Here is an 11764-nt window from a genome sequence, read left to right on the forward strand (position 1 = left end):
CGTCGACCTGGAGCCCGAGGCCGCGCAGGATGCGCTCCACATCGGCGTCGGACACACGCTGGCCCAGCACGCCCGCCCGGCGCAGGCGCGTCCGCCGCAGGGGCCGGCGCCGGTCGCCGGCACCGACTACGTCGAGATCCCGGGCGGCACGCCCTTCGAGCCCGCCGCCGGCACGATCGAGGTCGTCGAGGTGTTCGGCTACACCTGCCCGCACTGCGCCTCCTTCGAGCCGCTGCTGCAGGGCTGGAAGGCGCAGCAGCCGGCCGATGTGAAGGTCGTGCCGGTGGCGGCGCCCTTCGGCGGCTACTGGGTGCCCTATGCCAAGGCCTACTACGCGGCCGAGTCGCTGGGCCTGGTCGGCAAGACCCACCAGGCGATGTTCAACGCCCTGCACGTCGAGCGCTCGCTGTCGATCCAGCCGCCCTCGAGCAACGAGGAGATCGCGGCGTTCTATGCCCGGCACGGCGCCAACGCCCAGCAGTTCGCCAGCACGATGGAAAGCTTCAGCGTCAACGCCAAGCTCAAGCGCGCGATGCAGTTCATCACCCGCAGCGGCGTGGACTCCACGCCCACGCTGGTGGTGGCCGGCAAGTACCGCGTGACCGGCAAGTCGCTGGACGACACGCTGCGCATCGCCGAGCACCTGATCGCCCGCGAGCGCGCGGCCGCACCCGCCGCTCCCGCGGCGGCGCCAGCGGCGAACGGGTGACCCCAGGCGCTCGATGGCGGAACGCCGCCTCAAGCTGCTGAGCGCGAACATCCAGGCCGGCTCCAGCACGCGCGGCTACGGCGACTACATCGCGCGCAGCTGGTCGCACGTGCTGCCGGCCGGCAACAAGCGGGGCAGCCTCGACGCGATCGCGAGGCTGGCCGGCACGCACGACATCGTGGGCCTGAACGAGAGCGACCCGGGCTCGCTGCGCTCGGGCTTCGTCTGCCAGACCCACTACCTGGCCCAGCGCGGCGGCTTTCCCTACTGGAGCCACCAGCCCAACCGCCGCGTGGGCGGGGTGGCCTCCAGTGCCAACGGCATCCTCTCCAAGCTCGAGCCGCGCGAGGTGCACGACCACCCGCTGCCGGGCCGGCTCGGCGGGCGTGGCGTGCTGCTGGCGAGCTTCGGCGACGCCGAGGACGCGCTGCTGATCGCGGTCGCCCACCTCTCGCTCGGCGCCGCCTCCCGCGCCTCGCAGCTTTCCTTCATCGCCGAGCTGCTGCACGGTCGCTCGCATGCGGTGCTGATGGGCGACTTCAACTGCACCATCGAGCAGCCCGAGATGCAGCAGCTGTTCAAGCGGACCCGGCTGCAGCCGCCCGCCTGCCAGGTGCCCACGTTCCCGAGCTGGGCGCCGCAGCGCGCCATCGACCACATCCTCATCGGCGACGGCCTGCGCAGCGGCGAGGCCTGTGCCGTGCCCGCCGCCTTCTCCGACCATCTCGGGGTGTCGGTGGACCTCGAAGTCCCCGAGCGCTGCCTCCAGTAGCCGCCGGCGCCCGTCCGCCGGCGCGCCTGAAGCGTCCTGCAACAACCGCGGCGCGCCTGCAGCCGATTCACGCATCCCGCACACGTGCGGTCCGAAGAATCGGCTCACGGGGGATCGCCAATGGCTACCGCATCGCTGCTGGTCGTGGAAGACAACCGGGAGATCCGGAAGTCCCTGCGCGATCTGTTCACGCTGGAAGGTTTCGCGGTGGAGGAGGCGGGCAATGGCCGGGAGGCGCTGGAGCGGCTCGACGCGGGCTCGCATCCGTCGATGATCGTGCTCGACCTGGTCATGCCGGTGATGGACGGCTGGGAGTTCCTGCGCCAGATGCGCGCACGGCCCGAGCGCGACACGCCCGTCGTCGTACTGACCTCGCTGGCCTACGACGCCGACACGCGGGGCCTGCGCGAACGCTACGGCGTGGACGTGCTGGACAAGTCCACGGAAGTGGTGCGGCTGATGGAGATCGCGCGGATGCATCGGGCGGCGCTGGACACCTAGGCGCCCTGCCGGCGTGCGTCACCCTTCAACGAGAGAGCGGCCGGGGGATACCCCGGCCGCTCCGTGGAGCCCTGCAACGCCGCCGTCAGAACCGCAGATCGGCACGTACGTACCAGAAGCCGCCACCGGGCAGATCGTAGGTCGAGCCGTCGAAGCTGTTGAGATTGCACGAGAGGCAGACCGGCGGATCCTTGCCAAAGACGTTGTTCATGCCGGCGAGCAGCTGCAGCCCACGCATCCAGTCGATCTTGTAGCCCACCTGCACGTCGTGGAACGTGGTCGCGCCCAGGCGGTTCTGGCCGGTGGCGGGATCGTTGCGGCAGATCGGGAAGCCCGCGGCGTCGCCGCAGTCTTCGGTGAGCTCGCTGATGTGGCGCGCTGTCCAGGAGGCGGTCCAGTTGCCCTTCTGCCAGGCCAGCGTGGCATTGGACGTCCACTCCGGAATCGAGCGTGTGACCGGGTCGCTCACCAGTCGGCCCGGCTCGAGGGGTTGCAGCGAGCCATCGGCGCTGGTCGCCTCGTAGCGCGTGACCCACGTGTTCTGCCAGGTGAATTCGAAGTTGCCGATCGGCGTTTCAGGCAGGACCCAGAACACGTCGAAGTCCCAGCCGTCGGTTTTGATCGAATCGAAGTTGCCGAGGAAGTTGGCGAACGTGTCGATGTTTCCGGTGGTTGGATTACGCGTGATACCGCCGCAGTAGCGCGGATCCAGGGATTCCACGCAGAGGTCGAGCTGGGTCTGCGGGTCGGTGGCTTGGATCGCGCCCTCGATCGCGTGGCGGTAGAAGGTGGCCTCGATGTCGACGCGGCGCGCGATCGCCGTGTTCTCCAGGATCGACGGTGACCAGACGAACCCGGCCGAGAAGCTGCGCGAACGCTCGGGCTCGAGCAGCGGGTTGCCGCCTGTTTCGACGCCAATCTGCGGGTCGAACTGTCGCGCACCCACGGGGACACCCAGCGTGCGGCAGTTGGCGGCGTTGCCCGTGGGGGCCGCACCGTCCACGCTGATCAGGCAGGGGTCGGTGATGTTCGCATCGAAGCGCGTGCCGCTGGCGTAGAGCTCGCCGATGGTCGGGGCGCGGAAGCCTTCGGCGTACGTACTGCGCAGCAGGAACTCGTCGGCGAGCTGCCAGCGCAGGCCGATCTTCGGGACGAACTCGCCACCGAAGGTCGAGTAGTCCGAATAGCGCCCGGCGAGGTTCAGGTCGAGCTTCTTGCCGAATGCCGAATCGGCCAGCAACGGAACATTGAGCTCGAGGTAGACCTCGTTGACGTCGTACTCGCCTGCGGTCGGCAGCGACGGCACGCCGTTGTATTCGCCGCGTACCGTCTGCGGATCGGGGTCGTAGGAGCCTTCGTACTTGCGGTACTCGTAGCCGGTGGCGAAGGACAGCGCGCCGGCCGGCAGGTCGAAGACCTCGCCCGAGAGGTTGGCGGTCGCCAGCGTCAGCTTGTTCTCGCTGCGGTCGCGGAACACCGGCGAGATGAAGGCCAGCATGTCCGGCGTGATCGTGTTGAAGCCGAAGATGTCCAGCGGCACGCAGCCCGGGGTCGCCGCGCAGGTGGCGGTGGGGCCGAGGGCGATGGCGATGTTGCGCGCGTTGTAGCTGCCGCGGTTCTCCTGCTCGGCCTCGTTGCGGCCGTGCGCGAGGTTGGCGTCCCAGAACCACGTCCCGCTGCCGACCTCGAACGAGCTCTCGATGCCGGTGCCGAGATAGGTGGTGTCGACCTCCTGCTCGAATAGGCGCGGACCGCCCTCGATCGGACGCCGCCTGATCGTGGAGATGTTGGTCGAGTCCAGCTGGATGCCGAACGGGTTGAACGGGTGGTTGGCGGGAATGACGATGTTCGCGGTGAAGGGCGAACCGGCGCCCGGACCGAGGTCGATGGGCTCCGGCGCGGCCCGGTTGAGCGAGGTGCGGCGGTTCACCAGCGCACGCGTGTACCAGTTCGTGGTCGGCGAGAGTTCCAGGCGGAACTGGCCGAAGATGCCGGCGCGCTCGTTGGGGGTGAGCAGCAGGTTGAAGGGTGCGTAGTTGAACGCGTCGCGCGAGCCCAGCCAGCAGCGGAAGCCGTCGGGGCGGTCGGCCCCGCCCGCGCACGGTGGCAGGCCGGGCGTATAGGTCGGGTTCGAGAGCGTGGGATCGGTGGTGAGGTCGTAACGGACCCCGTTGCGTGGATCGGTGAACACGAAGCGTCCGCCGGGCACGCGCGAGGAGCCCAGCGCGAGCCCCGTACCGAACACCGGTAGACGCGTGCGTTCGCGATCGGACGAGGAGACCTTCTCCTGGTCCTGGTAGCTCGCGCCGACGAACCAGCTCGCGCTTCCGCTGGAGCCACCCCAGGCGATGTCGACGCCCTTGGTCGCGCCGTCGCCCGGCTCGTACTCGCCGTAGTTCACCGATAGCTGCGCGCCGTCGAAGTTGCGCCGCGTGATGATGTTGACGACGCCCGCGATCGCGTCGGAGCCGTACAGCGAGGAGGCGCCGTCCTCCAGCACCTCGATGCGCTCGACGACCGCCAGGGGAATGGTGTTGAGGTCCACCGCCGAGCCCACGCCCGATGCGGAGGACTCGTTGACCCAGCGCTGGCCGTCGACCAGCACCAGCGTGCGCTTGGTGCCCAGGTGGCGCAGGTTGACCGTGGTGGCACCGGCGCCCGCGCCGCCGCCGTCCGGCGGGAAGCCGTCGTTGCCGGAGGCGTTGCGGGTGCGGTTGAAGCCCGAACCCGCGCCGGTGATCTGCTGCAGCACGTCGCCGACCGAGGTCAGGCCGGTGCGCTCGATGTCCTCGCGCGTGACGACCTGGACGGGGACCTGATCCTCGACATCCGCCTTCTTGATGCGCGAACCGGTAACGGTGACCGAGTCGAGCTGGCGGGCGTCGGTACCGGGCTCGTCGGCCTCCTGCGCGGCAGCAAGGCCGGGGGCGACGAGGAGCAGGGACAGCTGGATGGCTTTCGCCAGGGGCTGGTGGCGGAACGCTTTCATGTTTCTCTCTCCGTAAGTATGCACAAGCAGGCCCGCCGCTCTCCTGATTCCCGCGGCGTCAACCGGTTTGTAAACGTTCCATGAACCCGCCACAAGGGCCGCCCTGAAGTTTTCCGGCAGCCGGCCGATAGCGTCAGCCCCCTGCCACCAGCGACAGGGCGACGGCGACCAGGAAGCCCGCGAACACGCGTTTGAGATGGGCACCGCTGAGCCGGTGCGCCAGCCGCGTGCCCCAGGGCGCGGCCAGCACCGAGGCCAGCGCCACGCCAACCGCGGCGGGCAGGTACACATAGCCCCAGGCATGCGCGCCGAGCGCGCCGGCCGGCGGGTGCAGCGCATAGCCGAGCGCGCTGCCCAGCCCGATCGCGACGCCGCAGGCCGAGGACGTGCCGACCGCCCGCACCGGCGCCACCCCGCGCCAGACCAGCAGCGGCACGGTCATGCTGCCGCCGCCGATGCCGACGATGGCCGACACCGCGCCGATGCCGGTGCCGGCCGCGGTCATGCCCGGCCCGCGCGGGACGATGCCCTCGGCCTGCTCGCGCGCCCTCGACAGCATCAGCTGCGCCGCCGCGACCAGGCAGTAGGCAGCCACCAGCCAGCGCAGCACGTCGCCGTCGATACGCACCGCCACCGCACTGCCGAGCCAGCCGCCGGCGAGCAGGCCCGGCACCATCCAGGCCACCGTCGGCCAGAGCACCGAGCCCCGGCGTGCATGCGCGCGGGCCGACGCCATCGCGGTGAGCACGATGCTCGCCAGCGAACTGGCCAGCGCGGCGTGCATGGCCATCTCCGGCGCAACGCCCACCTGCGGCAGAAGCCATGCCAGCGCGGCCACCAGCACGAGACCGCCGCCCACGCCGAGCAGCCCGGCCAGCACGCCGGCGACGATGCCGAGAACGGGAAAGGCCAGCCATTCGACGGGCATCGGGGACTCCGCGGAAAAGCGGCTAGCCTGCCTGCGCGCCGCCGCGGTTGCACGGCCCGCGTCACCACGGCGCGTTCAGATGCGCTGGCTATAGTCGGCCGATGCGCCCGTCCCTGCTGCTCGCCGCCGCCCTCGCCACGACCACGCCCGCCTGCGCGCAGATCGCGCCCTCGCCCGCGGCGCAGGCGACGCCGTCGCCGGTCGCGCCGGCCCCCGTGGCAACCGCGCGCCGGGCGCCCGACGCGCGCCTGCCGCGCGTGCGCGAGGCCATCGCCGCGGCCGAACGCGGCGCCTTCGACGCCGCGGCCTACGCCGACCTCGCCGACCATCCGCTGTTTCCCTGGGTCGAGTACGCCGACCTGCGCCGGCAGCTTTCGAGCCTGCCGCGCGAGCGCGCCGACGCGTTCCTGCAGCGCCATCGCAACGATGCCGTCGGTGCACGCTTCGCCCGCGAATGGATCGCCGAGGCCGCGCGCCGCCAGGACTGGCCGGCCGTGCTGGCCGCATGGCGCGCCGATATCGACGACACCGGCCTGCGCTGCGCGCAGCTCGCGGCGCAGGCCGCCACGGGCCGCTTAACGCCGCAGTGGACGGTGGATGCGCAGGCGCTCTGGCGCGGCGCAGGCGAATCGCTGCCCACGCAGTGCGACGCGGTGTTCGCCGCGCTCGATGCACGCGGCGCGCTGACCCCCGCGCTGCGCTGGGAGCGCCTGGAGAAGGCCGCGGAAGCCTGGCAGCCGGCGGTCATGCGCGCCGCCGCGCGCGGCCTGCCGGCGGACGAGGCGGCGCTGGCGCAGGACTACGCCGCCTTCGTCGAGGCCGTGCACGACCGCGCGCTCGCCTGGCCGAAGACCGAGCGCAGCCGCCGCATCGCCATGCACGGGCTGGCGCGGCTGGCCAAGTCCATCCCCGGCAGCGCGCAGGTACAGCTGGCGAAGTTCGGCCCCGCGCTCGGCTTCACCGAAGTCGAGCGTGGCCGCGTGCTCTACCAGGCTGCGCTGCAGGCCGCCGGCCAGTTCGACGACGACGCCTGGCAGCACATCAGCGCGGTGCCCGAGTCGGCCTTCGACGAGCGCCTGCACGAATGGCGCGTGCGCATCGCGCTGGTGCGCGAGGACTGGCCGGCCGCGCTCGCCGCCATCCGCCGCATGGGCGAGAAGCAGCGCGCGGATTCGAAGTACGCCTATTTCGAGGGGCGCCTGGCCGAGAAGCTGGGCGATGCGGCCGGCGCGCGCCGTGCCTGGGCGGAAGCGGCGAAGAAGCCCGAGTTCCACGGCTTCCTGGCCGCCGACCGCATCGACGCGCCCTACGCGCTCTGCCCCTGGATTCCGGGCGAGTCGGCCGCCGCCCGCGCGCCGGTCGAGAACGAGCCGGCGTTCCGGCGCGCCATGGGCCTGTACGCCATCGACCGCGTGGCCTGGGCCACGGCCGAGTGGAACGACGCGCTCGCGCGGCTGGGCGCGGCGCACAGGCCCATGGCGGTCAGGATCGCGCAGGAGCACGGCTGGCTGGACCGCGCGGTGTTCTCGCTGGGCAAGGACAATCCCGAGGAACTGCGCCTCTACACGCTCCGCTTCCCGCTGGACTTCGATGCGGTGATCCGGCGCGAAGCCGCGCGCAACCGGCTCGACCCCGCCTTCGTGGCCGCGGAGATCCGCGCCGAGAGCATCTTCAACCGCGTCGCACGCTCCAGTGCCAACGCGATCGGCCTGATGCAGGTGGTGCCCGCGACCGGCGCGGCGGTCGCGCAGCGCATCGGGATTCCCTGGAACGGCGAGTCGACCCTGCTGGATCCCGAAGCCAACATCGCGATCGGCACCGCCTACCTGCGCCAGCTCTACGACGGCTTCGGCGAAGGCCGCAGCTACTACACCATCGCCGGCTACAACGCGGGCCCGGCCCCGCTGTCGCGCTGGAAGTCGCTGCGCGGCCATTTCGAGCCCGACATCTTCATTGAGACCATCAGCTACAAGGAAACGCGCGACTACGTCTCGCGCGTGCTCGCCTTCAGCGTGATCTACGACTGGCGCTTGAACGGAGACGCCGCGCGCGTCTCCGACCGCATGGTCGGCATCACCGGCGGCCCCCGCAAGCGCTTCGCCTGTCCACTCGCGGCCACGCCGGCCGCGCCGCCGCCGATCAAGCCCCCGCCGGCCAAACGCCCTTCCCGGCGCGGCTGAAAGCTGCTGCACTTGCGTCCCCGCCAACAGAGGCACGCGCCATGGGACTGCTCGACACGATGCTCGGCCATGCCGGCGAGAAGGACGTCGCCGACCTGAAGGATGATCTCGCCCCGCTGCTCGCGCCCGGCGAAGCCATGCAGCGCGCCTTCGGCTTCGTGCGCGACCTCATGGTCTTCACCGACCGCCGGCTGCTGCTGGTCAACAAGCAGGGGCTGACCGGCAGCAAGGTCGAGTACCTGAGCCTTCCGTACCGCGCGATCGTCATGTACTCGCTGGAGACGGCGGGGCATTTCGACCTCGATGCCGAACTCAAGCTGTGGGTGTCCGGCCAGCCCGCCCCGCTCTCGTACGTGCTCGGCCGCAGCTCGGGGGCGACCGACATCGTCGCCATCCTTGCCCAGCACGTGCGCTGAGGCGATGCGCGTCTATCTCGTCGGCGGCGCGGTGCGCGATCCCCTGCTCGGCCTGCCGGCGGGCGACCGCGACTTCGTCGTCGTCGGCGCCACGCCGCAGGCGATGCTCGACGCCGGCTTCAGGGCGGTGGGGCGCGACTTCCCGGTCTTCCTGCACCCGGCCACCGGCGAGGAGTACGCGCTGGCGCGAACCGAGCGCAAGTCCGGGCGCGGCTACCGCGGCTTCGTGGTCGACGCCGATCCCTCGGTGACGCTGGAGGAGGACCTGGCGCGGCGCGACTTCACCATCAACGCGATCGCGCGCGAGGTGCGCGCGGACGGCAGCCTCGGCGATCCCGTCGACCCGCTCGGCGGCGTGCGCGATCTCGAGGCGCGCGTGCTGCGGCACGTCGGCCCGGCCTTCGTCGAGGATCCGCTGCGCGTGCTGCGCGCCGCGCGCTTCATGGCGCGGCTGGCGCCGATGGGCTTTGCGGTCGCGCCGGAGACGATGGACCTGATGCGCGGGATGGCCGCGTCCGGCGAACTGGCCGAGCTCACGCCCGAGCGCGTCTGGCAGGAGTTGCGGCGCGCACTGGCCAGCGCCCGCCCGTCGGCCTTCCTGCGCACGCTGCGCGACTGCGGCGCGCTCGCGGCGGTGCTGCCGGAAGTCGATGCGCTTTATGGCGTGCCGCAGCGCGCCGAATACCACCCGGAAGTCGACACCGGCGTGCACGTCGAGATGGTCTGCGACATGGCCTCGCGCCTTGCGCCCGGCGACGACCTGATCGGCTTCGCCGCGCTGGTGCACGACCTCGGCAAGGCACGCACGCCCGGGCACGTGCTGCCCAGGCACATCGGCCACGAACAGGCCGGCGTACCGCCCGTGCGCGAGGTCTGCGATCGCCTGAAGGTGCCCACCGCACATCGCCAGCTCGCCGTGATGGCCTGCCGCGAGCACCTGAATGTGCACCGCTTCGCCGACCTGCGCGCCGGCACCGTGCACGACCTGCTGCAGCGCTGCGACGGTTTCCGAAGGCCCGAACGCATCGCGCAGCTCGCGCTGGTCTGCGAGGCCGACAAGCGCGGGCGCCTTGGCCTCGAGGACCAGCCCTATCCGCCGCGGGACGCCCTGCTTCAGGCCCTGGAGGCGGCGCGCGCGGTACGCGTCGACATGCTTCCCGCAGGGCTCGAGGGCCCGGCGCTGGGCGAAGCCCTGCGCATGGCGCGCATCGACGCGATCGCCCGCGCGACGGGCAAGAAGCGCTAGGACGAGTCGACAACCCTCGATGCCGTCATGCCCGCGGACGCGGGGCATCCGTCAACGTTGGCCTCTTCGACGCTTCCTGCCACGCAATTTCGTAGCCCGGGTAAGCGCAGCGCACCCGGGGCCGGCACGCGCCGGTACGCGCGCGGCGGCCGCACCCGCGCTCCTGTCCCGCGGGTGCGGCCCGCGGCCTCATCCGGGCTGCGCGGGCCACCGGCCACCGCCAGGGCGCCCGACAGCCGGATCCACGCCGCCGGCGCCACCTGCGACACTCGGCTTCCACCCGCACCGAGCACCCCGCATGCGACGCGTCACCGGCATAGGCGGCATCTTCTTCAAGTCCCGCGATCCCAAGGCCCTGGGCGAGTGGTACCGCCGGCACCTGGGCATCGACGTGCTCGACTGGGGCGGCGCGGCCTTCCGCTGGGGCACGCCGGAAAACCCCTCGGGCACCACCATCTGGAGCCCGTTCGCGGCCGATACCGGCTACTTCGCCCCCGGCACTGCATCCTTCATGGTCAATTACCGCGTCGACGACCTGCACGCCCTGCTGGCGGTGCTGCGCGAGGAAGGCTGCGACGTCGAGGACCGCGTCGAGGAGTCCGAGTACGGCAGGTTCGGCTGGGTGATCGACCCCGAAGGCAACAAGCTCGAGCTCTGGCAGCCTCCCGAAGGCCAGTGACCCGGACCGCGCCGGCGCTCGGTCGTGCGTCGGCGGGCGGGCGTACGACCTAGCGCGAATGCACCGGCCGGTGCGCACGCACCGCCATGACCACGCCCAGGCCCGCCAGCAGCGACACCGCCGACGTGCCGCCATAGCTCAGCAGCGGCATGGGCACGCCGACCACCGGCAGCAGGCCGGCGATCATCCCGCCGTTGACCACGACGTAGACGCAGAAAGCCAGCCCCAGTGCGCCGGCCAGCAGGCGCGAATAGCCATCCCGGGCCTCGCTGGCGATCCACAGGCAGCGCCCGATCACGAACAGGTAGAGGGCGAGGACGGTGACCACGCCGACCCAGCCGAACTCCTCGGCGAGCACGGCGAAGATGAAGTCGGTGGTGTGCTCGGGCAGGTAGTTGAGGTGCGACTGCGAACCCTGCAGCCAGCCCTTGCCGGTGAAGCCGCCGCCGCCGATGGCGATCTTGCTCTGGATGATGTTCCAGCCCTCGCCCAGCGGGTCGCGCTCAGGGTCGAGGAAGGTCAGCACGCGCGCCTTCTGGTAGGGGCGCAGCAGGAACATCCAGGCCACCGGTGCGATCGCCGCCACCGCGCCGGCCGCCGCGGCGAACCACCACCACGACAGCCCGGCCAGGTACAGCGCGAACGCACCCGACAGCGCGACCAGCATGGCGGTGCCGAAGTCGGGCTGCTTGAGGATGAGCAGCGTCGGCAGGCCGATGATGACGCCCGCGGCGAGCACGACCGGAAGGCGCGGGGGCAGCGGGCTGCGGTTGAGGTACCAGGCCACCATCATCGGCAACGAGAGCTTGAGCAGCTCGGCGGGCTGGAAATAGAAGACGCCCAGGTCGATCCAGTGGTTGCCGTGCTTGCCGGCACCGATGAACAGCACCGCCACCAGCGGCACGAGGGAGGCGGCGTAGACGTAGGGCGTCCAGTTGCGCAGCTGGGTGGGGGGCATGCGCGAAAGCGCCCACATCGCGGCCAGGCCGACGCCGTAGCGCGCGGCCTGTGCGATGGCCATCGAGGTCGATTCGTCGGATGCGCTGTAGAGCACGGCGACGCCGATCACCATGAGCGCACCGAGCGCCGCCAGCAGCGGCAGGTCGAGCGTGCGCGTGAAGCGCAGCAGCATGTCCAGCAGCCAGCGCAGCAGCACGTTCATGGCCGGGGCTCCGGGCTGGCGGGCTGCGGCCGCTCCGGCGTACCCGCGGGCGGCGGCTGCGATGCCGCTTGCGACCGGGGCTCGCCCTGCCCCGGCACCGGCGGTCGCAACCGAGTAGCTGCCGACATCGAGGGGCAACGCGGTGAGCTGGCGGGGCTTTCCACCCGCCACAGGCACCGCGT

General features: G+C 71.4%; 10 protein-coding genes. 7 read left to right on the forward strand and 3 right to left on the reverse strand.

All coding sequences use genetic code 11. From position 1 onward, the window contains the following. From EYQ95_RS24885 to EYQ95_RS24895, 3 genes are all read left to right on the forward strand, one after another. The coding region (locus tag EYQ95_RS24885) for a thiol:disulfide interchange protein DsbA/DsbL (protein WP_132331686.1) at window positions 1–709 on the forward strand (709 nt) is incomplete at its 5' end. 34 nt (window positions 710–743) lie between these two features. Beyond that, on the forward strand, window positions 744–1481 hold the full coding sequence (locus EYQ95_RS24890; protein ID WP_207916662.1) for an endonuclease/exonuclease/phosphatase family protein: 738 nt from the start codon (window positions 744–746) through the stop codon (window positions 1479–1481). A gap of 120 nt (window positions 1482–1601) precedes the next feature. Further along, window positions 1602–1982: a response regulator gene (locus tag EYQ95_RS24895; protein WP_132331690.1), complete on the forward strand. Its 381-nt coding sequence runs from the start codon at window positions 1602–1604 to the stop codon at window positions 1980–1982. A gap of 85 nt (window positions 1983–2067) precedes the next feature. Here EYQ95_RS24895 and EYQ95_RS24900 read toward each other — a convergent pair whose 3' ends face one another. Together EYQ95_RS24900 and EYQ95_RS24905 are read right to left on the reverse strand one after the other, a co-directional pair. Beyond that, window positions 2068–4971 (reverse strand): TonB-dependent siderophore receptor, encoded by a 2904-nt coding sequence (locus tag EYQ95_RS24900; protein WP_132331692.1) that lies wholly within the window; start codon window positions 4969–4971, stop codon window positions 2068–2070. Window positions 4972–5104: 133 nt separating this feature from the next. Continuing rightward, the gene (locus EYQ95_RS24905; protein ID WP_132331694.1) at window positions 5105–5899 is read right to left on the reverse strand and encodes a sulfite exporter TauE/SafE family protein; all 795 of its coding nucleotides are present in this window, start codon (window positions 5897–5899) and stop codon (window positions 5105–5107) included. Between the two features lie 101 nt (window positions 5900–6000). On the opposite strand from EYQ95_RS24905, the gene EYQ95_RS24910 reads away from it, so the two are divergent. From EYQ95_RS24910 to EYQ95_RS24925, 4 genes are all read left to right on the forward strand, one after another. Beyond that, a complete protein-coding gene (locus EYQ95_RS24910) occupies window positions 6001–8079 on the forward strand; it encodes a lytic transglycosylase domain-containing protein (protein ID WP_132331696.1) in 2079 nt (692 codons plus the stop codon). Window positions 8080–8120: 41 nt separating this feature from the next. After that, window positions 8121–8495: a PH domain-containing protein gene (locus tag EYQ95_RS24915; protein ID WP_132331698.1), complete on the forward strand. Its 375-nt coding sequence runs from the start codon at window positions 8121–8123 to the stop codon at window positions 8493–8495. Window positions 8496–8499: 4 nt separating this feature from the next. Next, complete coding sequence (locus tag EYQ95_RS24920) at window positions 8500–9741, forward strand: multifunctional CCA addition/repair protein (protein ID WP_132331700.1); 1242 nt, start codon at window positions 8500–8502, stop codon at window positions 9739–9741. Between the two features lie 298 nt (window positions 9742–10039). Continuing rightward, complete coding sequence (locus EYQ95_RS24925) at window positions 10040–10420, forward strand: VOC family protein (RefSeq protein WP_132331702.1); 381 nt, start codon at window positions 10040–10042, stop codon at window positions 10418–10420. Window positions 10421–10469: 49 nt separating this feature from the next. Here the strand turns inward: EYQ95_RS24925 and rodA are convergent, their stop codons facing one another. Further along, entirely contained in the window at window positions 10470–11582 is a 1113-nt protein-coding gene (rodA, locus tag EYQ95_RS24930) for a rod shape-determining protein RodA (RefSeq protein ID WP_132331704.1), read from the reverse strand. Between the last annotated feature and the right edge of the window lie 182 nt (window positions 11583–11764).

The sequence above is a fragment of the Lysobacter sp. N42 genome, assembly GCF_004344885.1.